The organism is Phytopseudomonas dryadis (assembly GCF_004327355.1).
Lineage (GTDB): Bacteria > Pseudomonadota > Gammaproteobacteria > Pseudomonadales > Pseudomonadaceae > Aquipseudomonas > Aquipseudomonas dryadis.
The window spans coordinates 39849-62851 of the sequence record NZ_QJUM01000034.1 but is presented as its reverse complement, the minus strand read 5'-3'; the positions used below and the strand labels follow the sequence as shown (position 1 = coordinate 62851).

At 66.3% G+C, this 23003-nt stretch carries 17 protein-coding genes and 1 riboswitch; of the genes, 3 read left to right on the top strand and 14 right to left on the bottom strand.

Annotation, left to right across the window (positions count from 1 at the left end):
- Window positions 1–272: 272 nt before the first annotated feature.
- Window positions 273–1487, bottom strand: coding sequence for a phosphoserine phosphatase SerB (gene serB, locus DNK34_RS22330; protein ID WP_131173349.1), 1215 nt, complete (start codon window positions 1485–1487; stop codon window positions 273–275).
- A 180-nt stretch (window positions 1488–1667) separates the two neighbouring features.
- On the opposite strand from serB, the gene DNK34_RS22325 reads away from it, so the two are divergent.
- A complete protein-coding gene (locus tag DNK34_RS22325; protein WP_131173350.1) occupies window positions 1668–3191 on the top strand; it encodes an AhpA/YtjB family protein in 1524 nt (507 codons plus the stop codon).
- 740 nt (window positions 3192–3931) lie between these two features.
- On the opposite strand, the gene DNK34_RS22320 is transcribed toward DNK34_RS22325, so the two are convergent.
- The 9 genes from DNK34_RS22320 to DNK34_RS22280 all read right to left on the bottom strand — a co-directional run bounded on the left by DNK34_RS22320 (window position 3932) and on the right by DNK34_RS22280 (window position 13693).
- Complete coding sequence (locus DNK34_RS22320; protein ID WP_131173351.1) at window positions 3932–4636, bottom strand: PqiC family protein; 705 nt, start codon at window positions 4634–4636, stop codon at window positions 3932–3934.
- A 321-nt stretch (window positions 4637–4957) separates the two neighbouring features.
- Entirely contained in the window at window positions 4958–7207 is a 2250-nt protein-coding gene (gene parC / locus DNK34_RS22315; RefSeq protein ID WP_131173352.1) for a DNA topoisomerase IV subunit A, read from the bottom strand.
- Window positions 7208–7214: 7 nt separating this feature from the next.
- Window positions 7215–7739, bottom strand: coding sequence for a retropepsin-like aspartic protease family protein (locus tag DNK34_RS22310; protein WP_131173353.1), 525 nt, complete (start codon window positions 7737–7739; stop codon window positions 7215–7217).
- Window positions 7736–8725: an esterase-like activity of phytase family protein gene (locus tag DNK34_RS22305; RefSeq protein ID WP_425273943.1), complete on the bottom strand. Its 990-nt coding sequence runs from the start codon at window positions 8723–8725 to the stop codon at window positions 7736–7738. The genes DNK34_RS22310 and DNK34_RS22305 overlap by 4 nt, the downstream gene beginning before the upstream one ends.
- Window positions 8722–10620 (bottom strand): DNA topoisomerase IV subunit B, encoded by a 1899-nt coding sequence (gene parE / locus DNK34_RS22300; RefSeq protein ID WP_131173355.1) that lies wholly within the window; start codon window positions 10618–10620, stop codon window positions 8722–8724. Before parE ends, DNK34_RS22305 begins: the two co-directional genes overlap by 4 nt.
- 54 nt (window positions 10621–10674) lie before the next feature.
- Window positions 10675–11256 carry a YqiA/YcfP family alpha/beta fold hydrolase gene (locus DNK34_RS22295; protein ID WP_131173356.1) on the bottom strand — a complete coding sequence of 194 codons (582 nt, stop codon included), beginning with the start codon at window positions 11254–11256 and terminating at the stop codon, window positions 10675–10677.
- A gap of 84 nt (window positions 11257–11340) precedes the next feature.
- A complete protein-coding gene (gene cpdA, locus DNK34_RS22290; protein WP_131173357.1) occupies window positions 11341–12156 on the bottom strand; it encodes a 3',5'-cyclic-AMP phosphodiesterase in 816 nt (271 codons plus the stop codon).
- A gap of 476 nt (window positions 12157–12632) precedes the next feature.
- Window positions 12633–13085 (bottom strand): DUF1249 domain-containing protein, encoded by a 453-nt coding sequence (locus DNK34_RS22285; RefSeq protein WP_131173358.1) that lies wholly within the window; start codon window positions 13083–13085, stop codon window positions 12633–12635.
- A complete protein-coding gene (locus DNK34_RS22280) occupies window positions 13076–13693 on the bottom strand; it encodes an NUDIX domain-containing protein (protein ID WP_131173359.1) in 618 nt (205 codons plus the stop codon). The genes DNK34_RS22285 and DNK34_RS22280 overlap by 10 nt, the downstream gene beginning before the upstream one ends.
- Before the next feature lie 165 nt (window positions 13694–13858).
- Here DNK34_RS22280 and DNK34_RS22275 point away from each other — a divergent pair, with 165 nt between their 5' ends.
- Complete coding sequence (locus DNK34_RS22275; RefSeq protein WP_131173360.1) at window positions 13859–14620, top strand: DUF3298 and DUF4163 domain-containing protein; 762 nt, start codon at window positions 13859–13861, stop codon at window positions 14618–14620.
- Window positions 14621–14898: 278 nt separating this feature from the next.
- Here the strand turns inward: DNK34_RS22275 and cytX are convergent, their stop codons facing one another.
- Both cytX and thiC read right to left on the bottom strand, forming a co-directional pair.
- On the bottom strand, window positions 14899–16200 hold the full coding sequence (cytX, locus tag DNK34_RS22270) for a putative hydroxymethylpyrimidine transporter CytX (RefSeq protein WP_131173361.1): 1302 nt from the start codon (window positions 16198–16200) through the stop codon (window positions 14899–14901).
- 237 nt (window positions 16201–16437) lie between these two features.
- Complete coding sequence (gene thiC / locus DNK34_RS22265; protein ID WP_131173362.1) at window positions 16438–18336, bottom strand: phosphomethylpyrimidine synthase ThiC; 1899 nt, start codon at window positions 18334–18336, stop codon at window positions 16438–16440.
- Between the two features lie 147 nt (window positions 18337–18483).
- Window positions 18484–18590, bottom strand: a riboswitch (TPP riboswitch).
- A gap of 215 nt (window positions 18591–18805) precedes the next feature.
- On the opposite strand from thiC, the gene DNK34_RS22260 reads away from it, so the two are divergent.
- On the top strand, window positions 18806–20242 hold the full coding sequence (locus DNK34_RS22260; protein WP_131173363.1) for a TolC family outer membrane protein: 1437 nt from the start codon (window positions 18806–18808) through the stop codon (window positions 20240–20242).
- A 315-nt stretch (window positions 20243–20557) separates the two neighbouring features.
- Here DNK34_RS22260 and waaA read toward each other — a convergent pair whose 3' ends face one another.
- Entirely contained in the window at window positions 20558–21838 is a 1281-nt protein-coding gene (gene waaA / locus DNK34_RS22255) for a lipid IV(A) 3-deoxy-D-manno-octulosonic acid transferase (protein WP_131173364.1), read from the bottom strand.
- Between the two features lie 57 nt (window positions 21839–21895).
- Complete coding sequence (locus tag DNK34_RS22250) at window positions 21896–22783, bottom strand: LysR family transcriptional regulator (protein WP_131173365.1); 888 nt, start codon at window positions 22781–22783, stop codon at window positions 21896–21898.
- Window positions 22784–23003 lie beyond the last annotated feature (220 nt).

Sequence of the window (23003 nt, the reverse complement as noted above, 5' to 3'; positions counted from 1 at the left end):
GGAGGCTGGAGGCTGGAGGCTGGAGGCTGGAGGCTGGAGGCTGGAGGCTGGAGGCTGGAGGCTGGACAGCGTTGTGGTCGGCCTCGCCACCGTCAAGCTTTTTCGTCCAGCCTTCAGCCTTTAGCGCTCTTATCGGCTTCTGCCGTAGCCTGGGTTGAGCGCAGCGATACCCAGGTGGGGCCTCCCCCGGGTGTCGCTCCGCTCAACCCGGGCTACCTGGCCTTTCGTCCAGCTTCCAGCCTCCAGCGCTGTTCTCGGCTTCTGGCTTCCAGCTATTCCAGCCCGTCGCGGTCGCGGAAGCCGAGCAGATAGAGGATGCCGTCCAGGCCCAGGGTGGAGATGGCCTGTTTGGCCGACTGCTTGACCAGCGGCTTGGCGCGGAACGCCACGCCCAGCCCGGCAATCGCCAGCATCGGCAGGTCATTGGCGCCATCGCCCACGGCAATGGTCTGCTCCAGACGCAGCCCTTCCTTGTGCGCCAGCTCGCGCAGCAGATCGGCCTTGCGCTGCGCATCGACGATCGGCTCGACGGCCACGCCGGTGACCTTGCCATCGACCACGTCCAACTCGTTGGCGAAGACGTAGTCGATACCCAGCCTGGCCTGCAACTGCCTGGCGAAGTAGTTGAAGCCGCCGGACAGGATCGCCGTCTTGTAGCCCAGACGCTTGAGTTCGGCAAACAGGTTCTCGGCACCTTCGGTCAGGCGCAGCGATGCGCCGATCTCGTCGAGCACGCCGACATCCAGCCCCTTGAGCAGGGCCAGGCGCTCCTTGAAGCTGGCGCGAAAGTCCAGCTCGCCACGCATGGCGCGCTCGGTGATCTCGGCCACCTGCTCGCCAACGCCGGCGGCCTTGGCCAGCTCGTCGATGACCTCGGCCTCGATCAGCGTCGAATCCATATCGAACACCGCCAGACGGCGATTGCGACGGAACAGCGAATCGCTCTGGAAGGCGATGTCGACGTTCAGTTCCTGGGCCACGCTGAGGAATTCGGCGCGCAGCGCTGCCGGGTCCCTGGGTTCGCCGCGCACCGAGAACTCGATGCAGCCCTTGCCCTGCTCGGCCGGCATGTCCAGCGGCATGCGCCCGGATAGACGGTCGATATGATCGATGTTCAGTTCGTAGCGGGCGGTGATCGCACTGACCCGCTGCAGCTGTTCGGCGGTGACCTTGCGCGTCAGCAGGGTCACGATATGCCGCGCCTTGCCCTGGCCCGCGACCCAGTGCTGGTAGTCGGCCTCGGACACCGGGGTGAAACGCACCTGCTGGTCGAGCTTGTAGGCGGTGAAGAGGATGTCCTTGAGCACCGAGGAGGCGCGCTCGGTATCCGGTATCTCGACCAGGATGCCGAACGACAGGGTGTCATGGATGACCGCCTGGCCGATGTCGAGGATATTGACGCCCCCCTGGGCCAGCACGCCGGTAATGGCCGCCGTGAGACCGGGCCGATCCTCGCCGGTAATATTGATCAGGACGATTTCGCGCAAGGCGCACCCCCGGGCTCGCAGGACAATGAACGGCCTGCCGAACGGCAATGCGCAGCGGGGCCGGTGAAAAGGCGCACATTCTAACCACTTTCGGGCGCACACGGGCATGCGCGGCGCTTTGCCCTGTGCGGGCCGCTCGCTATACTGCGCGGCAACTACAGTCGACAAGAGCGGAGCTCTGTGAACCGGCCCGCCCCCGTAAAACCCGACAACTTCTTCCTTCTGCTCTTCCATGCACTGCGCCAACGTCGCGTGCCGCTGGCCTTGCGTATCGCCAGCCATAGCCTGCTCCTGGTGGCTCTGGCGCTGGTGATCTACGCCTGGGTGATCGGCATGCAGTTCAAGCAGGCCATGCAGCAGCAGGCCGAAGCCCTTGGCAGCAGCCTGATCACCCAGACCGCGGCCTCGGCCACCGAACTGCTGGTGTCCAACGACATCCTCAGCCTCAACGTGCTGCTCAACAACCTGGTGAAGAACCCGCTGGTGGCCCACGCGGCGATCTACAGCGTGGACAACCGCATCCTCGCCGAGGCGGGCTCGCGCCCGAGCAAGAGCATGCTCGGCGAAACCGAAGGGCTGTACTCCACGCCGATCACCTTCCAGGAGGTCATGGCCGGGCAACTGCGCATCAGCCTGGACATGCAGCAGTTCCAGCAGCCGATGACCATCAGCCTGCAGAGCATGGGTATTCTCAGCCTGATCCTGCTGGCGCTGACCCTGTCGCTGAGCCTGCGCCTGGGCCGGCACATATCCACACCGCTGCTGCAATTGCGCGTCTGGTTGCGCGACCCCGACGATCCCGCGCCGGGCGCCGGGCGCCAGGACGAGATCGGCGACCTGGCGCGTCAGCTGCAAGCGCGCCTGGTGCCGGAAAAACCGGAGCCCGAGCCCCAGGACGAACTCGACGACTTTGACGATTTCGACGAAGACAGCCTGCGCACGGACGACGAACAGGACGACCTGGATGAAGACCCGGGCTTCGAAGTACGCGATCTGCGCGACGACAGTTTCGACAGCGACGATTACGACCCGCCACGTCGCCCGGCTCGCCATGGCGACGATGACGATCCGTTCGCCGAACTCTACGACGACGATGAACAGAACGATGCCGTAGCGCCTCCGGCCCCCGCAGCGCCGCAGAAGAGCGCGGTGCTGGCCATTCAACTGGGCGCCCAGGAGCAACTGCGTCGACTGCCCCGCAGCCGCTTGCTGGAACTGCTGCAGCGCTATCGCGATTGCCTGAACCAGGCCGCCGATCTGTACAAGGCGCAGTTGCACACCCTGAACGATGGCAGCAGCCTGATGCTGTTCCACTACCAGGACAGCCGCGAGGATTATCTGACCCACGCCATCTGCTGCGGCGAGCTGATGCGCGCCCTGGGCCACGCCCTGCAGATCGAGGTCGCCGACAGCGGCATCACCCTGCACCTGCAACTGGGCCTGACCCTGGGTGAAAACCTGCAGAACCTGAGCCAGGGCGACCTGCTGCTCAGCGAAACGGCCCAGGACGCCCTGGCGCTGTCCCAGCACAGCCGCAACCTGCTGCTGGTCGAACGCCGCGTGGGCGAAGACGCCCTGTTGCGCCAGCGCGCGCGCATCCGCGCCATCGCCAGCCCGGAAGGCGCCAGTTGCGTCGAACGCCTGCTGGACCCCTACCCGGCGCTGCTGGAACGGCAGATGGTGCGGATGCGCGAAGAGCGCTGATCGGAAAGCGAGCTACAAGCTACAAGCTACAAGCTACAAGCTACAAGCTACAAGCTACAAGCTACAAGCTACAAGCTACAAGCTACAAGCTAATCAGGCTGCGGTGAACTGCGTTTCCGGTCAAACCATCCAGGGTGCAAGCAGCGGAGGCAGAACGAACCGTACGACTGCTGAAAGCTACAGGCGTAGGCGTGCAAGAGCCCGTTCGGAGCCAGAGGACTCACCGGTAGGAGCGCCGCCCCCGGCGCGATGCGATGGCGGTCGGATTCGGTCGCGGAGGTGAAAACCCATCAATCGCCGATGGGCTGCGCCCATCCTACGGACTACTACAAGCTGCGGCGAACTGCGCTTTCGGCCAAGCCATCCAGGGTGCAAGAAGTGGATACAGAGCGAGCCCTGGCGAAAGCTACAGGCGTAGGCGCACAAGAGCCCGCTCGGGGCCAGAGGATTCACCGGTAGGAGCGTCGCCCCCGGCGCGATGCGATGGTGGCCATCCCCACGCTTATCGCTGAATTCCGCAGGATGGATCGCGACCCGCCTCATCCACCGTGCCGCCCCCATGGTGGATGAAAAAACGTCATCCACCCTACCCAGGGGTTGCCAGCGTGCCGGCCGGGGTCGGCCGATCCATCAGGCGCCGATGGGCTGCGCCTACGCGGCCCGACCCATCCTACGGACTGGCAGCGTCAGCCAGGCGCGCACTGGTCATCCCACCCTAGGGCGGCCCAGACCCCGGCGCCTTAGAAGCGGAACACTTCCGCGTCGATACGGATAGGCTCGGCAACCGGCATCTTCGGGGGCTCCTGGCGGGCGGCCGGCACCGGCGCTTTCTTGCGCGGCTCCTCCGTGGCAACCGCCGAGCTGGCATGGCTCTGCACAGCGGAGGCCAGTTGCTCGACGAGCTTCTGCACGGCCAGGCTCTGCGCCCTCACCTGATCGGCTATGGCGCCCTGGTGCACTTCCTCCAGATGAATCAGGCGGGTATCGAGCAGTTGCCCGTCACGCCCGACCAGGCGCCACTGCGCCTCCAGCACGGCTGGGCGCCGCGGCCCCGAGTCCAGGCGGGTAATCGACAGCAGCACCTGCACCTGCGGCTTGAAGCCGGGGTTCTCCGAAGCCAGCACCAGGCGCTGGCTGTTGAGGCGGCCGGACAGCTGGCGCAGTACCTGGCGATCCAGGTCGGTGGCCAGGCTGCCCGCCCAACGGGCACTGCCGGCGGCGCTCAGGCTGCCGTCGTCCTGACGCTGCAACAGCGCCTCGCGCTGCAGGTAATCGGCGACGGTGATGGGGCCGAGCAGAACGCTCACGCCGTTCTTGTCGGCCGTCCTGGTGGCGCTGCTGCCGCCGTCGAGCTGGTACAGCGACACGGGCTGAAAATGCGAGCAGCCAGCCAGCGTGAGCAGGCCAGCCAGAACAAGGGTCAGAGGAAGCCGCGTTACAGTCATTAATCTCTTCCAACTGGCTGGGTTGCCAGCAGCCATATCTACAGGTGAACGGTAAAGAACCCAAACATGCTACGTCACCACGACCGGCAAACGCATCGTGTCGCGGTCAGCGTGGTGTGAATAATCCCTGTACGTATGCAATGCGCCTGCCATCAGACGCCTGGCCGGCCAACGCAGACACGCGAAGCCGGCACGCTGCCCGCCCTCGATTGGCAGGCGCGGGTTGCTATCATCCGTCAAACCGGCGCGCGACTCCAGTATTACGCCGCTCGCCGGTCGGATAAGTTGGAACCCGTTGCGGCTTCGGCGCGATCCGCGTGGCTAATCCACGAGCAGCGCATCGACACGCTGGAAGCCCCGCGGCAGCTTGTTGCCGCGCCGCCCACGCTCGCCCTTGTAGTGCTCCAGGTCGTCGGCCTTGAGCGATAGCGTGCGCTTGCCCGCCTGCAGCACCAGCGTGGCGCCCGCGGGCAGCACGGCGAGGTCGGTCAGGTATTCCTCGCGGCTGGCGACGCGGTCGCCCGGGATGCCGATGATCTTGTTGCCCTTGCCCTTGCCCAGTTGCGGCAGGTCGGCGACCTTGAACAACAACAGGCGCCCTTCGGTGGTCACCGCGGCCAACCAGTCGTCCTCGCGACTGGCCAGCGGCTTGGGCGCCACCACCCGTGCCCCGGCCGGCAGACTGAGCAAGGCCTTGCCGGCCTTGTTCTTGGCCTGCAGATCCTCGCCCTTGACCACGAAACCGTAGCCGGCATCGGAGGCGATGACGTACAGCGCATTGTCATCGGGCAGCAGCACGCACTCGAAGGTCGCGCCTGGTGGCGGCGTCAGCCGGCCGGTCAGCGGCTCGCCCTGCCCCCGCGCCGAGGGCAGCGAATGGGCGGCCAGCGAATAGCTGCGCCCGGTGGAGTCGATGAACACCGCGTACTGATTGGAGCGCCCGGTGGCCGCCACCTTGAAGCCGTCCCCGGCCTTGTAGGACAGGCCGGTGGCATCGATGTCGTGGCCCTTGCCACAGCGTACCCAGCCTTTTTCCGAGACGATGACGGTGACCGGTTCGGTCGGCATCAGCTCGGTTTCCGACAGGGCGCGGGCCTCGGCGCGGGCTACGATGGGCGAACGGCGGTCGTCGCCGTACTTCTCGGCGTCCTCGATGATTTCCTTGCGCACCAGCTTCTTCAGCTTGGCTTCGCTGCCCAACAGCGCCAGCAGCTTGTCGCGCTCCTTGGCCAGTTCGTCCTGCTCGCCGCGGATCTTCATCTCTTCCAGTCGCGCCAACTGCCGCAGACGGGTGTCGAGGATGTAGTCGGCCTGCACCTCGGTCAGGCCGAAGGCCGCCATCAGCACCGGTTTGGGCTGATCCTCGCTGCGGATGATGCGGATCACTTCGTCGAGGTTGAGGAAGGCGATCAGCAAGCCTTCCAACAGGTGCAGACGCTTTTCCACCTTGTCCAGGCGGAACTGCAGGCGCCGGCGTACGGTGCCGATGCGGTATTCCAGCCATTCGCGCAGCAGTTGCCGCAGGTTCTTCACCTGGGGCTTGCCGTCCAGGCCGATGACGTTGCTGTTGACCCGGTAGCTCGACTCCAGGTCGGTGGTGGCGAACAGGTGGGTCATCAGTTCATCGGCGTCCACGCGGTTGGAGCGCGGGATGATGACGATACGGCAGGGATGCTCGTGATCCGACTCATCGCGCAGATCGGCGACCATCGGCAGTTTCTTGGCCTGCATCTGTCCGGCGATCTGCTCCAGCACCTTGGAACCGGAGACCTGGTGCGGCAGCGAGGTGACCACGATGTCGCCGTCCTCGATGCGGTAGACGCCGCGCATGCGCACCGAGCCGCGGCCGGTTTCGTAGATTTTCAGCAGGTCGGCACGCGGCGTGATGATCTCCGCCTCGGTCGGGTAGTCCGGGCCGAGCACGTGCTCGCAGAGCTGCTCGACCGTGGCGGCGGGCTCGTCAAGCAGGCGCACGCAGGCGGCGGCCACCTCGCGCAGGTTGTGCGGCGGCACGTCGGTGGCCATGCCCACGGCGATCCCGGTGGTGCCGTTGAGCAGCAGGTTGGGCAGCCGCGCCGGCAGGGTCGCCGGCTCGTTGAGGGTGCCGTCGAAGTTGGGCACCCAGTCGACCGTGCCCTGGCCCAGTTCGCTGAGCAGCACCTCGGAGTAACGCGACAGCCGCGCCTCGGTGTAACGCATGGCGGCGAAGGACTTGGGATCGTCCGGGGCGCCCCAGTTGCCCTGGCCGTCGACCAGGGTGTAACGGTAGCTGAACGGCTGCGCCATCAGCACCATGGCCTCGTAGCAGGCCGAGTCGCCGTGGGGGTGGAACTTGCCGAGCACGTCGCCGACGGTACGCGCCGACTTCTTGTGCTTGGAGTCAGCGTCCAGGCCCAGTTCGCTCATGGCGTAGACGATGCGCCGCTGCACGGGCTTGAGGCCGTCGCCGATATGCGGCAGGGCGCGGTCCATGATCACGTACATCGAGTAGTTGAGATAAGCCTGCTCGGTGAAATCGGCAAGGGATCGGCGCTCGACGCCGTCCAGGCTCAAATCAAGGGGTTCGCTCATGCGTGCCTCATTGCAGGGTTGATTGGCGCAGCACCAGGGTGCCGCCCTTCTGACTGAATTCGAGTTGTTTCAAGGCGCTCATGCCCAGCAGGATCTGGTCGCTATCCATGCCCGGGGCGATCAGGGCGGCCACGTCATGCAGGACGATGTCCCCCAACTGCAGGCTGGCCAGGCGCGTGCGGTGCGCGGTCGCCCGGCCGTTGGCGGTGCTGATCATGACCGGCGCGCCGCGCTCCAGGCCCAGTTGCTGCGCCACCGCGCTCGGCACCACGACCTGGCTGGCGCCGGTGTCGAGCAGCAGGGTCACCGTGGCGCCGTTGATCTGACCGTCGACCAGGTAGTGACCACCCCGGCTGCTGGCCAGCTGGACTTCGACGTAGCCGCTGCCGTGCAGCGACTGCGGCTGGCGATTGGGATGGGACCTGGCATCCTCCCACTCGCCGAAGAAATGAGTGGCCAGCAGCAGACCGGCGCCCCAGGCCAGCACCAGCATCACCCGTCCGGCACGCCGACCGGCGCTCTGCTCGCTCACCGCGTACTGCCCCAGCCACCGGCCGGCGCGTCGAAACGCCAGACCACTGGCCGCTGCTCACCATCGGCGCGGGCATGGCCGCCGTTGTCGACGCCGACCCAGGCGCCCTTCTCGTCCACCCACAGTGCTTCGGCCACGCCGTAGCTGAGCGGGTAGCGGCGCTCGTCGGCCAGGGCCGCCTCGGCGAAGGACCAGCATCGCTCCGCATCGCCGCTGGCCGGCTGACGCCGGCAGATGCGGTGCGCCTGGCGCTCCAGGGTGAAGAGCTTTTCGTTGTGAAAGGCCAGCCCGGAAAAATCCCTCGGCGCCTGTGCGCCGCCCAATTGCGCGGGCGACGCTTCAGTGCCGCCCTCGCTGAGGATCACGCAGCCGCCGTCGCAACGCCAGGTCGAACGGCGGTTGTGCAAGACCACCAGGCCGCGTCGCTGCTTTTCGGCAGCCAGCCACAGCCGTTCGCCGGCGGGGTCGATCGCCACCCCCTCGAACAGCGCGTTGAAATGCAGCAGCATGCCGCTGGCCCGGGCCTGGCGCACCATGCCCTCGGGCAACGGCAGCCACAGCGGATCCGCCGCCGGCGGGATCTGCAGCACGGCGGCATGGGTTTCACTGACCAGGTAGCGATTGCCCAGGGCGTCGCACGACAGGCCCTCGAAATCCAGGTGCCCGCCACGCACCAGGCCCGCCATCCAGGCGCGCATGCGCAGCCCCCAGGGCAACGGCATCACCGGGGCCGGCGGCGCCAGGAAATGCTCGGCCTCGGCCTGCCAGACATCGGCGGAGGTATCCAGCCGATAGAGACGGTCGTCCTCACGGTCGGAAACCGCCCACAAGGCGTCGCCGCACCAGGCCAGCCCGGAGAGGTTGCCCGCCGCCATGCCATCGACCGGGTGCTCGCTGCCCAGGCGCAGCTCCTCCAGTGGCGGCGTCTCGGCCAGCAGCGGGGTAGCGACAGCCAGCAACAAGGCGCCGAGCAGACGCCGCATCAGAGCAGCACCTCGGCCAGATTGCCCTTGGACTCCAGCCAGGACTTGCGGTCGCCGGCGCGTTTCTTCGCCAGCAGCATGTCCATCACTTCCCGGGTGCCCTCGAAATCGTCCAGGGTCAACAGCACCAGGCGCCGGGTATTGGGGTCCATGGTGGTTTCCCGCAGTTGCGGCGGGTTCATCTCGCCAAGGCCCTTGAAGCGCGTGACCTGGGGCTTGCCGCGACGCTTTTCGGCCAACAGCCGCTCGAGGATACCGTCGCGCTCGGGCTCGTCGAGGGCATAGAAGATATCCTTGCCCAGGTCGATACGGTACAGCGGCGGCATGGCCACGTAGACGTGACCGGCATCCACCAGCGGGCGGAAATGGCGCACGAACAGGGCGCAGAGCAAGGTGGCGATGTGCAGGCCGTCGGAGTCGGCGTCGGCGAGGATGCAGATCTTGCCGTAGCGCAGCTGGGTCAGATCGTTGGAGCCCGGATCGATGCCGATGGCCACGGCGATATCGTGGACTTCCTGGGACGCCAGCACTTCGCCGCCGTCCACTTCCCAGGTGTTGAGGATCTTGCCGCGCAGCGGCATGATCGCCTGGAATTCCTTGTCCCGCGCCTGTTTCGCCGAACCGCCGGCGGAATCGCCTTCGACCAGGAACAGTTCGCAACGCAGCGGGTTCTGCCCGGCGCAGTCGGCCAGCTTGCCCGGCAGGGCCGGCCCCTGGGTGACTTTCTTGCGCTCGACCTTCTTGCCGGCCTTGAGCCGGCGGCTGGCGTTGCTGATGGCCAGCTCGGCCAACTGCTGGCCGAATTCGGGGTGGGCATTGAGCCACAGGCTGAAGGCGTCCTTGACCACGCCGGAGACGAACGCCGCCGCTTCACGGGAAGACAGGCGCTCCTTGGTCTGCCCGGAGAACTGGGCATCCTGCATCTTCATCGACAGGACGAAGGCGATGCGCTCCCAGATATCCTCGGGCGCCAGCTTGACCCCGCGCGGCAGCAGGTTGCGGAACTCGCAGAACTCGCGCATGGCGTCCAGCAGGCCCTGGCGCAAGCCATTGACGTGGGTGCCGCCCTGGGCAGTGGGAATCAGGTTGACGTAGCTTTCCTGGACGCTTTCGCCACCTTCGGGCAGCCACAGCAGGGCCCAGTCGACCGCCTCCTTGCTGCCCGCCAGGCTGCCGCAGAACGGCTCGTTGGGCAGCCGCTCGTATTCGCTCACCGCGTCGACCAGGTAGGAACGCAGGCCGTCCTCGTAGAGCCACTCGACCCGCTCGCCGCTGGCCTTGTCCTCGAAGCTCACGGCCAGGCCGGGGCACAACACCGCCTTGGCCTTGAGCACGTGCTTGAGGCGGCTGACGGAGAACCTGTGCGAATCGAAGTACTTGCCGTCCGGCCAGAAATGCACGCTGGTACCGGTGTTGCGCTTGCCGACGCTGCCGATCACTTCCAGGTCGCTGGCCTTGAAGCCGTCGGCGAAGGCCATGCGGTACTCACTGCCATCACGCTTGACGCGCACTTCGACACGGGTCGACAGGGCGTTGACCACCGAGATGCCGACCCCGTGCAGGCCGCCGGAGAACTGGTAGTTCTTGTTGGAGAACTTGCCGCCGGCATGCAGCTTGGTGAGGATCAGTTCGACCCCGGGCACGCCCTCTTCGGGATGGATGTCCACCGGCATGCCGCGACCGTCGTCGAGCACCTCGAGGGAATTGTCCTCGTGCAGGATCACCTGGATCGTCTTGGCATGACCGGCCAGGGCCTCGTCGACGCTGTTGTCGATGACTTCCTGGGCCAGGTGGTTGGGCCGGCTGGTATCGGTGTACATGCCCGGACGCTTGCGCACCGGATCAAGGCCGGAAAGGACTTCGATGGCGTCTGCGTTGTAGGCGTTTTGCTGGGCCATAGGTCTCTGCAATCTTCTTGGGTTAATCGGGAGCGTCTAGCAGCAGTCGCACGCCTAGGGCGCGGGCGTGATGCCGGCGAAGGCGAACAGCATGGGCAGGCGCTCGCTGAAGCCCTGGAAACCATGGTCGCCGCCTGCCTGTATGCGCAGTGCGCAATGCCGGTAATAAGCCTGCGCGCGCCGGTAGTCGAGGGTCTCGTCGGCGGTCTGCAGCCAGACCTGGTAGCGCGCGGGGTCCCGCGGCGGGGCAACGTCCAGTTCGGCCAGCGCCGCGACGTGGTCGGCCGTCAGTTCCCAGGTTTCATCACTGTAATGGTTGCGTTGCGGGCCCAGGTAACCATCGAACAACTGGTGCGGGCGTACCGCCGGGTTGATCAACAACGCCTTGAGGCCATGCCGCTCGGCCAGGTGCGTCGCATAGTAGCCGCCCAGGGAGCTGCCGACCAGCACGGGGCGGCCGAGTTCGGCGATCAACGCCTCGAGCTGGGCGATGGCCTGGCGTGGGTGGTGATGCAGGGCCGGCACGCGCAACCGATCCGACAGGTCGATACGGGCCATGGCGGCGCTCAACTGGCTCGCCTTCGAGGATGCCGGCGAGCTGTTGAGGCCGTGGATATAGAGAATGCTTGGAGTCATAGCGGGAGGCTACTAGCGCGGGGCAGTCAGCTGCAAGCGTCAGACGCGCGCCGCGACTGGCAGCGTGACCTGGCGCACCCGAATTCAATACCCCTTGATGCTGTAGTCGACCTCGAAGGCCAGCCCGCTGATGCGCGATACGCCCGTCTCCAGCCGACCGTCGGCATGCAGGCGCAACCAGCGGTAGCCCGGGGCCGTGGTATCGACCTGGAAAGCCTCGCTGCCCGGGGCGAACTGCACGCAGGTCGAGGGCGAGGCGAGCAGGCGCACGTCGCCGCGCGCCTGGTCGAACTCCTGGTGGACATGCCCCCACAGCACCGCGCGCGCCTGGGGAAAGCGCTCCAGCACGGCAAACAGCGCCTCCGGGTTGCGCAGGCCGATCGGCGCCAGCCACTGACAGCCGACGGAAACGGGGTGATGGTGCAGGCAGATCAGGTGGTGCCGCTGCGGCGCCTCGCCAAGGGCGCGCTCGAGCAGCGCCAGTTGCCGGTCGTCCAGGTAACCGGGCACCGCACCGGGAATCGACGAGTCGAGCAGAATGACCCGCCAGCCCCCCAGGTCGACGACCGAGTCGAGCAGGTCGGTACCGATGCAGGCGTCCTGCATGGCCGGGACTTCATCATGGTTGCCGGGAATCCAGCGAACCGGCGCGGCGATCGCCGCCGTCATCTGCCGAAAGCGCTCGTAGGAGCGCGGGCTGCCGTCCTGGGACTGGTCGCCCGTGGCCAGCAGCAGGTCGATCTCGGGCTGCTCCTGAAGCACCAGTTCGATGACCCGCTGCAGGCTATCGCGGGTTTCCATACCCAGCAGTTTGCCGTCCGCCTCGGCAAAGAGGTGGCTGTCGGTCAGCTGCACCAGCAGCACCGAAGAATCAGCAGCGGATCTGAGCACACTCGACAAAGCCGTCTCCTTGAGCGCAATGCGAGAATTATGGTGGCTGGGCCGACCGGTGGTAAACCCGCTAATTAGGATTAGTTCACATAACCCCGAGGCTTTTCCCAGTATTGCGCTGGGATATTGCCCAGGGGGTCTCGTGTCGTGTCAATCATGGAATGTCGGACTCCCGTGGATACCCTCTCGATCCCTGGCCAGCAAGGGCCCGTTCGCAGTCAGGATTCGCCTGTAGGAGCGCGATGCGATGGTGGCCATCTCGCCAATCCGCATCGCGGCCACTATTCGCCGCGGGGGCGCGGCTCCTACGGGATCGCGAAAAACCACCGACCGTGTAGGAGCGTCGCCCCCGGCGCGATGCGATCGTGGCCATCCCGCAGAACCCATGGCATGGCCGCTATTCGCCGCGGGGGCGCGGCTCCCACACGAATGTGGCAATGCTGCGGCAGATACCGCGCGACCGACATTTGATCGGTGTCGCGACGCTAGAGCAACGGCTCCATTTCATGGCCACAGGCCAGGCAATGGCTGAGCCACTCGCCGAGAAACACGTTGAGCTGGGTCTTCTCGTCGGGCTGGTGCATCGCCGCGTTGGGATAGGGATAGATGCCGCGAAAGCGCCGGGCGCTCTGGGCGCCGATCACCTCGGCCATGCGTGCGTCGTGATACACGCGCACCTCCAGTTGCGGTACCGGCAACCAGGGCAGGCTGTGCTCCTGGCGTACCTGCACCGTCGAGGTGTAAGGGCAGCTCTCCACCACTTCCAGCGCCAGGATGCCGAGCTGGCGCTCGCCCTGGCTCAACGCCACGCGCCGGGCTCCCGTCGCCTCGCGCATCGCCGGCAACAGGCGCATCAGGCGCGCATAATTGGCCTCGCAAGCGGCCTGCAGTTCGATCAGATCGACCCGGTAACGCTCGCGCAGCAGACTTACCCCCATAATCCCCTGACCTCGGCGCGATTCAGCGCCAGCCACTGCAATGCGATGATGCTCGCTGCATTGTTGATACGCCCATCCCTGACCGCCTGCAAGGCATCCTCGAAAGGCCATACCTGCACGCGAATATCCTCGCCCTCCTCCTCGAGGCCGTGTATGCCGCCCACACCCGCGCTGTCGCAGCGACCGAGGAACAGGTGCACGAACTCGTCGGAACCGCCCGGCGAAGGGAAGTAGGCGGTCACCGGCCACAAGGATGTCAGCTGCAGCCCGGCTTCTTCCTCGGCTTCGCGACGCGCCACCTCTTCGGGCTCCTCGTCCTTGTCGATCAACCCGGCGACCAGTTCCACCAGCCAGGGGTTGACCGCCTTGTGCATGGCGCCGACGCGGAATTGCTCGATCAGCACCACGCTGTCGGTCACCGCATCGTAGGGCAGCACGCATACGGCATCGTGGCGGATGAACAGTTCCCGGCTGAGCACCGGGCCCATCGCTCCGGAAAACTGCCGATGCCGCAGGCGGAAACGATCCAGGCGGTAGAAACCGCGGAAACACTCTTCACGCTCGATGATCTCGACTGCATCCGGGCCGGGGTTGAAGGTATCGGTCATCTGCCTCTCTCTCGTATGCGTCCACTGTATTGGGCGCATCCTAACGCGCTATCCCGGACACTGCAGCCTCTTTGCAGAATCGCCCCGGCTGGCGAATAATCGAGAACTCCCTCGCCGCGAGGCAGTCGAACCCCCCGTCCTCAGCCAATGGCCCCGCTCCCTCAGATGAATACGCACAGATTCGCCAGACTCGCCGCCATCGCCAGCCTGGGCCTGCTGCTCGGCGCCTGCCAGAGCCTGTCCAGGAGCGCCTCCAGCGACGCGTTGCCGACCACCCACCAGCGCTGGGAACACCGCGCCCCTGGCTGCACGGCGCAGGATTGCCCGCTGGTGAACGTCGACCTGCAACTGCTGACCGGGCACCCCGAACTCAACGCGCGGATCGAAAAGACCCTGCTCGGCCTGACCCGGGAAGCCCTGGGCGAACCCCTGCCCGCCTCGCTGCAGGCCCACGAAAGGGAGTTCCTGGCCAACGCCAGGCCCGGCTGGGTCAGCTACCTGCAGGCCAAGGTCGTGGAGCAACATGACCGCCTGGTGGTGATCGAACTGTCCAGCTACCACTTCACCGGCGGCGCCCATGGCGTCCCGGGGCGTACCTACCTGAACTACGACCGCCAGTTGGACAAGGTGCTGAGCCTGCAGGACATGCTCGTGCCGGGCGAGGAGCCGGCATTCTGGCAAAGCGCGCAGCTGACCCACGAAGCCTGGCTGATCGCCCAGGGCCACGGCAACGATGCCGACTACCGGCAGACCTGGCCCTTCGAACGCACGGGCAACATCGCCCTGAACCGCGATGCGCTGATGCTCAAGTACGACGTCGCCCGCCTGGCGCCCTACGCCTCGGGCCATCCGGAACTGAAGATTCCCTACAGCCAGCTCAATGGCGTGCTGCGCCCCGAGTACATGCCACGCCCCGCTACCCGCTGAGGCGGGGTGAAGCAGTCTTTACGTACGACGCCAGTCCCGTAGCCTGGCGTTGAGCGCAGCGATACCCAGGGCAGCTTCCCGGGTGTCGCTGCGCTCGACCCGGGCTACGCGAGGAAGCGCGCAGCATGGCCAGACTCGCGTGGGAGCCGCGACCTCGCGGCGAATCGTGGCCATACCGCGATTACTGCGGCATGCCCGCCACCGCCTCGCGCCGGGGTCGACGCTCCTACTTCCTTGACGGTGAACGGGCTGTCGCAGACCAAGGAGCAAGACGGTATCTACGCGCTTTGCTTCTGGCTTGCGGCTTGCGAACGGCGCAGCAGCCCGAACGCCGCCTGCAGCAACGCGGCCAGGGCCAGTGCCGGCAGTGTGGCACCGATATCGGGGTAGAACCGCACCAGGCTGTGGAACAGCGTCACCCCAGCGGCCCAGGCCAGCAGCGCGTCCCAGCGCAGGGCGATGATCGGCGCGGGCGCGGGGCGACGCCGGCGCAGGACGAAGTGATCGACCAGTACCACACCGAACAGCGGGGCGAATACCGAGCCGATCAGCAGCAGGAAATTCTGGTATTCGGCCAAGGGGGCGAACCAGGCGATCAGCGTGCACAGCGCACCGATCGCCAGGGCCAGGTGCTCGACCTTGAGCGGCAGCAGAATGCCCAGCGAAACCGACGCCGAATGGATATCGGCGAAGGCATTCTCCGATTCGTCGAGCAGGATCAGCAACAGCGGTATCCCCAGCCCGGCGCCGGCCAGCGCCAGCAACAGCGCATTGACCTCGCCACTGGGCACGAACGCCAGGGTGTAGGCGACGCCCAGGCTCATCAGCCAGCAATTGCCGAGAAAGAAGCCCAGCGCCGTGCCACCGAACACCCGCCCGGCGGTCTTGCCGAAGCGCGAGTAGTCGGCGATCAGCGGCAGCCAGGACAGCGGCATGGCGATGGCGATGTCGAAGCCCAGGGCGAAGGGCATCGAGCCATCCCCGGCGCGCCGCCATAGCGCCCCGAGATCGACCTTGGCGAACAGATTCCAGGTCAGCCAGACACAGGCGCCGAGCAACAGCCAGATGCCCCACTTGCGCAGCACGCGGCGCACGAAGGTCAGCGGACCGGCCACCGCCAGCAGTGTGGCCAGGCTGCCGAACAACAGCGTCCACAGCGCCGGACTGTTCCAGCCACTGCCCGCGCCGAAGGCCTTGACCGCCAGCAGGGCCGCGGCATCACGCATGACGATGATCTCGAAGGCGCCCCAACCGACCAGTTGCAGCAGGTTGAGCAGCGCCGGCAAGGCCACGCCATGGCGCCCGAGGCTCAGGCGCAGCGCGCCCATGGAGGACAACCCGGTGTCGGTACCGATCACCGCCACCGCCCCCAGCAGCAGCACACCGAGGGCCGTGCCGCAGGCGATCGCCAGCAGCGCGCCGCTCATGCCCAGCCCCGGCGCCAGCAAGGCGCCGAGCTGCAGCACCATCAGGCCGACGCCCAGGGAGAACCACAGGGAGAACATATCGCGGGCGCCGAAACGGCGCTGACTCGCAGGGACGGGAATTCCGGGGGTATAGCGACTGACGGGAAGCGCCATGGTGATTTCTCGGTATGAGTGGATTATTGGCCGCTCGCGCAGGAGCCGCGACCTCGCGGCGATTTGCTCACAGCCGATCTTGCGCGATGGCTGCAATCGCATCGCCCCGGGGCGGGGCTCCTACCAAAGTGCGGTGCCTGGCGATTGTTGCCCGCCGACCAGCGTTCCGCAGAAGCCCTAGCCTTGCCGACGATCACGTCCAGCCGGATCGATCTCGCCGTGCGTATCACGCCCTGATCAAACCTGCCGGTAGATCACCGAACCTTCCTCCTTGAAGCGTTCGGCCTGCTGCTTGAAGCCGGCCTCCACCGCCTTGCTCTCGTCGGACAGGCCATTGTCCCTGGCGTAGTCGCGGACCTCCTGGGTGATCTTCATGGAGCAGAACTTCGGCCCGCACATGGAGCAGAAATGAGCGACCTTGGCCGAGTCCTTGGGCAGGGTCTCGTCGTGGAAGGCGCGGGCGGTGTCCGGGTCGAGGCCGAGGTTGAACTGGTCTTCCCAGCGGAATTCGAAGCGCGCCTTGCTCAGGGCGTTGTCGCGGATCTGCGCGCCGGGATGGCCCTTGGCCAGGTCGGCGGCATGGGCGGCGATCTTGTAGGTGATGATGCCGGTCTTGACGTCGTCCTTGTTCGGCAGGCCGAGGTGCTCCTTGGGCGTGACGTAGCAGAGCATGGCGCAGCCGAACCAGCCGATCATCGCCGCGCCGATGCCGCTGGTGATGTGGTCGTAGCCGGGGGCGATGTCGGTGGTCAGCGGGCCGAGGGTATAGAACGGCGCCTCGTCGCAGCATTCCAGCTGCTTGTCCATGTTCTCCTTGATCAGTTGCATGGGTACGTGGCCGGGGCCCTCGATCATGCATTGCACGTCGTGCTTCCAGGCGATCCTGGTCAGCTCGCCGAGGGTTTCCAGTTCGCCGAACTGAGCGGCGTCGTTGGCGTCGGCGATCGATCCGGGGCGCAGGCCGTCGCCCAGGGAGAAGGACACATCGTAGGCCTTCATGATTTCGCAGATGTCTTCGAAGTGGCTGTAGAGGAAGTTTTCCTGATGATGGGCCAGGCACCACTTGGCCATGATCGAACCGCCGCGGGAGACGATGCCGGTGACCCGTTTTGCCGTCAGCGGCACGTAGCGCAGCAGTACGCCGGCGTGGATGGTGAAGTAGTCGACGCCCTGCTCGGCCTGCTCGATCAGGGTGTCGCGGAACAGCTCCCAGGTCAGGTCCTCGGCCACCCCATTGACCTTCTCCAGCGCCTGGTAGATCGGCACGGTGCCGATCGGCACCGGCGAGTTGCGGATGATCCACTCGCGGGTCTCGTGGATATGCTTGCCCGTCGAGAGATCCATGACGGTGTCCGAGCCCCAGCGGATGCCCCAGGTCAGCTTGGCGACTTCTTCCTCGATGCTCGATCCCAGCGCCGAGTTGCCGATATTGCCGTTGATCTTCACCAGGAAGTTGCGGCCGATGATCATCGGCTCCAGCTCGGTGTGGTTGATGTTCGCCGGAATGATGGCGCGGCCGCGAGCCACTTCGTCACGGACGAACTCCGCGGTGATCTCCTTGGGAATGCTGGCGCCGAAACTGTTGCCGCCATGCTGTTCCTTGAGCAGGCCGGCGGCGCGCTGCTCGGCGAGCTTCATGTTCTCGCGGATGGCGACGTATTCCATCTCCGGGGTGATGATGCCCTGACGCGCATAGTGCATCTGGCTGACGTTCCTGCCGGGCTTGGCGCGACGTGGGTTGCGTACGTGGGCGAAGCGCATCTTGGTCAGCTCGGCATCGGCCAGGCGGCGCTGGCCGAACTCGGAAGAGAGGCCGTCGAGGCGCTCGGTGTCGCCACGCTCCTCGATCCACGGCGAACGCACGTCGGCCAGGCCCTTGCGCACGTCGATGGTCACGCCCGGGTCGGTATAGGGGCCGGAGGTGTCGTAGACGGTGACCGGGGCGTTGATCTCGCCACCGCTCCTGGTTTCAGAGAATGCGGTAGGCGTCACATCCAGGCTGATCTCGCGCATCGGCACGCGGATATCCGGGCGCGAGCCCTGGACGTAGATCTTCTGCGAACGGGGAAAGGGCTGGATCGACTGCTGGTCGACTTGTGCGGATTCGCTGAGATTCTGTTGTTGTTTGACGCTCATCGGTTGGCTCCTCGGCTGAATGTCGGAGCGAACCTGACCGCCGCAGCTGTCCGGATGATGTCGAGAGGGGTCAATGCGCGCCGTCTGACAACGATCGGACAGCCTGGGCGCGAGAGCGCCGCGAATGCGGCGCGGGAATTCCGCCATGGGCGGATACCTCTTGTTCCCTACGCAGGCCTTAACCTGATCAGGTTCAACGGGATCCGGAACTATCCGATCTCAGCCCACGATTCTGGGCACCCCGACAAGAACCCGGCCAGTCTACTGAAGACGTCGGCATAACACCAACGACCGCCATGACCCACACGTCGGATAGCGACACACCCGCGATGCTCATCGCCACCAGGGCTTACCCCAATCGCGGCTCAGCCCTGTCTGGCGTGCACCCGCGTTTCAGGGCCCAGGCTTGCGCTGAAACGGAAACAGCCCCTAATCTTGCCGCCTACTGCCCATTCTAGGATCCACAGACATGCTGCGCAGACTCTCCCTGGCTGCTGCCGTCGCCGCCGCTTCAACCGCTATGGCCTGGGCAGATCAGGCCCCGCTGTCGGTGCGTACCGACCTGATTTCCGTGTACCAGGAGGCCGCCGCCAACAACGCCGACCTGGCCGCCGCCCGCGCCGACTACCAGGCCCGCCGCGAAGTGCTGCCACAGGCCCGCGCCGGCCTGCTGCCGAACCTCAGCGCCGGCGCGCAGATGAACGACACCCGCACCACCCTGCAGACCCCGGCGGCGACGCTGTCGCGCAGCGGCACCGTGTATCAGGCCAACCTCAGCCAGCCGCTGTTCCGCGCCGACCGCTGGTTCCAACTGCAGGCCGCCGAGGCGGTCAGCGAGCAGGCCGCCCTGGAGCTCTCGGCCAGCGAACAGAACCTGATCCTGCAAAGCGCCGAAGCCTACTTCTCGGTGTTGCGCGCCCAGGACAACCTGGCCTCGACCAAGGCCGAAGAGGCCGCCTTCAAACGTCAGCTCGACCAGGCCAACGAGCGTTTCGAGGTCGGCCTCTCGGACAAGACCGACGTGCTCCAGGCCCAGGCCGGTTTCGACACCGCCCGGGCCAACCGCATCATCGCCGAGCGCCAGGTGGCGGATGCCTTCCAGGCCCTGATCACCCTGACCAACCGTGACTACCGCAGCATCGAGGGCATCCAGCACAGCCTGCCGATCCTCGCCCCGGTGCCCAATGACGCCAAGGCCTGGGTCGATACCGCCGCCGCGCAGAACCTCAACCTGCAGGCCAGCAACTTCGCGGTCGATGCCGCCGAGGACACCCTGCGCCAACGCAAGGCCGGCCACGCCCCGACCCTCGACGCCGTGGCCAGCTACCAGAAGGGCGACAACGACAACCTCGGCTTCACCAACAGCGGCATCCCGGGCCAACCCCTCTACAGCGGCGACGTGTCGCAACGCAGCATCGGCCTGCAACTGAACATCCCGCTGTACAGCGGCGGCCTGACCAGTTCCCAGGCGCGCGAGGCCTACCAGCGCCTGAGCCAGTCCGAGCAACAGCGCGAGGGCCTGCGCCGGGAAGTGGTGCAGAACACCCGCAACCTGCACCGCGCGGTGAACACCGACGTGGAAACGGTACAGGCGCGCAAGCAGTCGATCATTTCCAACCAGAGCGCGCTGCAAGCCACGGAAATCGGTTATCAGGTCGGCACGCGCAATATCGTCGACGTGCTCGACGCCCAGCGCCAGCTGTACAGCGCGGTGCGCAACTACAACGACGCCCGCTACGACTACATCCTCAACAACCTGCGCCTGAAGCAGGCCGCCGGCACCCTCAGCCCGGCGGACCTGCAGGCCCTGGGCAGCTACCTGAAGCCGGACTACAACCCGGATCGCGACTTCCTGCCGCCGGACCTGGCCCGCGCCGCCGAAGCCCAGCTGCAAGGCGACGAATAAGCTGCAGCGTGGACCGCCCGCCCACGGGTGGAAGGGTGGAGCGTCTCTTCCACCCTAGGATCGAGATCTGACGTAGATACCGTCTTGATCCTTGGCCTGCGAGAGTCCGTTCACACGTAGGAGCGCCGCCCCCGGCGCGATGCGATGGCGGCCACCCCGCAGAATCCATGGCGTGGCCGCTATTCGCCGCGGGGTCGCGGCTCCTACACGAATCGGGCGCTTCTGTGCGCTTATTTGCAGGGTGAGTCGGCTCGCGTAGCCAGTAGCCCGGGTCGAGCGCAGCGATACCCGGGAATCTCGTGCGGCGCCTGCGTCCTAAAGCAAGCGCCCCAACCCATCCAGCAAGCGCTGCAGCGCGCCCCGATTGGCCTTGAGCACGGCCAGCCCGGCTTGCCCCATGGCCACCCTGCGTGGCGGCTCGTCCCACAGCGCCGCCACTTCAGTGGCCAGCGCCTCGGCATCCGCCACCTCGCGCAGCGCTCCACGCTCGATCAGTTGCGCGGTGATCTCCTGAAAGTTGAAGCGGTGCGGCCCCATGATGACCGGCAGGCCCAGCGCGGCCGGCTCCAGAGGATTGTGCCCGCCGGTGGCGACCAGGCTGCCGCCAACGAAGGCGATATCGGCCAGGGCATAGAGAAACAGCAGCTCGCCCATGCTGTCGCCGAGCAGTACCTGCACCTCAGGCCCGACAGCCTCGCCCGAGGAGCGACGCACACAGGCAAGGCCCGCCTCACGCAACTGCGCCGCGGCGCTGTCGAAACGTTCGAGGTGACGCGGCACCAGAATCAGCAGGGCATCCGGATGGCTGGCGAGCAGTTGCCGGTGCGCCTGGATCACCAGTTGATCTTCCCCTTCACGGGTGCTGGCGGCGATCCACACCGGCCGCTGCGGCGCCTGCCACTGCTCCCGTAGCGCTGCGGCGCGAGCCAGCACGCTGGCATCCACGTCGAGGTCGAACTTGATCGAGCCGGTCACCTGTACCGTTTCGCGCCTGGCCCCCAGGGCGATGAAGCGCTGCGCTTCGACCTCGGTCTGCACCGCGAGCAGGTCCAGCTCGGCGAGCATCGGCGCGGTGAGCCTGGACGCACGCGCATAGCCCCTGGCCGAACGTTCGGACAATCGGCCATTGGCCAGCGCGACCGGAATACCTCGGCGGGCGCACTGGTGGATGTAGTTGGGCCACAGCTCGGTCTCCATGATCACCGCCAGCCGCGGACGAATTCGCTCGAGAAAGCGCGCCGCCGCCCAGGGCAGGTCATAGGGCAGATAACGGTGCTGAACGCGACCGGCGAACTGCGCCTCGGGAAACAGCGCGCGAATGCGCTCGGAGCCGGTGGGCGTCATGCAGGTCAGGGTGATCGGCAGATCCGGGTAACGTGTCAGCAGCTCACGCACCAGCGGCGCCGCCGCGATGCTTTCGCCGACCGATACGGCATGCACCCAGATACCACCGGGGCGCAGCGGCAGCAGGCCGAAGGCAAAGCGCTCGCCGACACGTTTGGCATAAGCAGGCGCGCGCCAGGCTCGCCAAATCAGGCGTAGACCGATCAACGGCAGGCAGAGATGGAACAGCAGGCTATAGAGATATCGGTTCATGGCGGCGAAGCTTAGGGGCTCCCGGCGCTTCAGCACAAGCGGGCACTGGCGCGCGAATCAGGGTTTCAACAGGCGCAGGCGCTCGCCCAGATAACGTGCCAGCCACTGCGCTGCCGGGCCCAGTGTCTCATCACGACGGAACACCAGCTCCACCGGCAGCGGTGGCGCGATCCAGTCACTGCTCAGCTCTATCAGATGCCCCTGATAGGTCGGGTACTGTGCCACGTGCCGGGGCAGGCAGGCCCAACCCAGGTTGCGCATCAGCAGCTCAGCCATCACGTAGAAACTGTCGGTACGCCAGGCCGTCGGGCTGATCCGCTCGTTACCGGGGTAGTGGCTGTCCTGCAGGGTAATCAACAGTTGCCGGTGCTGGGCCAGCTCGCGACGGTCGACGGAGCGTCCCTGCGCCAGCGGATGACTGGCCCCGCAGACCATGACCATATCCACCATGCCCAGACGTCGGCGCTCCAGCTCGGCGGGCATGCCCTCATGGTGAAACAGCAGGCCGAGGTCGGCACGCCGCTCGAGCAGTTGTCGCGCCACCGCGCCCTGGCCACCGCTGGTCATCTGCACCTCGACCCGTGGAAACGCCTGGGCCAGCGCCTCCAGGCTGTCCAGCACGGGCGGCATCGGCAGCGCCTCGTCCTGAGCCAGGCGTAGACACACCTCCTCGCCTCGCGACAGCCCGAGAGCCCGCCCCTCCAGCCGCTCGGACTGACGCAGCAACTCGCGGGCCTCTTCGAGCAATGCCTGGCCGGCTTCGGTCAGGCGCGGCTGACGACCGCTGCTGCGCTCGAACAGGCGCACGCCGAGATCGTCTTCCAGCGCTGCCACGGCGCTACTGACCGCCGATTGCACACGCCCGAAGCGCCGCGCCACGGCAGAGAACGAGTGGCCATCGGCAACGGCCACGAATACCTCGAGTTGCTCAAGACTCCAGCGCACAACCTATCTCCCTATCAGATAGGTAATGAGTTTACCTAACAACATGAGCCCGTAGAATTGGCGCTCTGTCTCAGGGTCTGTTGACGTTTCAGCACGACCGCGCCGGAGCCCGTTTTGCCGCGAGGCAAGGGCCGCGCCCGCTCCCGGCGGGCTTGCGGCATTTCCCACATCCATGTGGGTCACACAGCCGCGAAGTTTAGCGGGCTAAATGAGCCGGCGA

Coding starts and splice junctions, on each gene's coding strand:
- waaA (WP_131173364.1), bottom strand. CDS start 21,838: ATGAACCGATATCTCTATAGCCTGCTGTTCCATCTCTGCCTGCCGTTG.
- DNK34_RS22275 (WP_131173360.1), top strand. CDS start 13,859: ATGAATACGCACAGATTCGCCAGACTCGCCGCCATCGCCAGCCTGGGC.
- DNK34_RS22260 (WP_131173363.1), top strand. CDS start 18,806: ATGCTGCGCAGACTCTCCCTGGCTGCTGCCGTCGCCGCCGCTTCAACC.
- DNK34_RS22295 (WP_131173356.1), bottom strand. CDS start 11,256: ATGACTCCAAGCATTCTCTATATCCACGGCCTCAACAGCTCGCCGGCA.
- parE (WP_131173355.1), bottom strand. CDS start 10,620: ATGGCCCAGCAAAACGCCTACAACGCAGACGCCATCGAAGTCCTTTCC.
- DNK34_RS22320 (WP_131173351.1), bottom strand. CDS start 4,636: ATGACTGTAACGCGGCTTCCTCTGACCCTTGTTCTGGCTGGCCTGCTC.
- cytX (WP_131173361.1), bottom strand. CDS start 16,200: ATGGCGCTTCCCGTCAGTCGCTATACCCCCGGAATTCCCGTCCCTGCG.
- DNK34_RS22285 (WP_131173358.1), bottom strand. CDS start 13,085: ATGGGGGTAAGTCTGCTGCGCGAGCGTTACCGGGTCGATCTGATCGAA.
- parC (WP_131173352.1), bottom strand. CDS start 7,207: ATGAGCGAACCCCTTGATTTGAGCCTGGACGGCGTCGAGCGCCGATCC.
- DNK34_RS22280 (WP_131173359.1), bottom strand. CDS start 13,693: ATGACCGATACCTTCAACCCCGGCCCGGATGCAGTCGAGATCATCGAG.
- thiC (WP_131173362.1), bottom strand. CDS start 18,336: ATGAGCGTCAAACAACAACAGAATCTCAGCGAATCCGCACAAGTCGAC.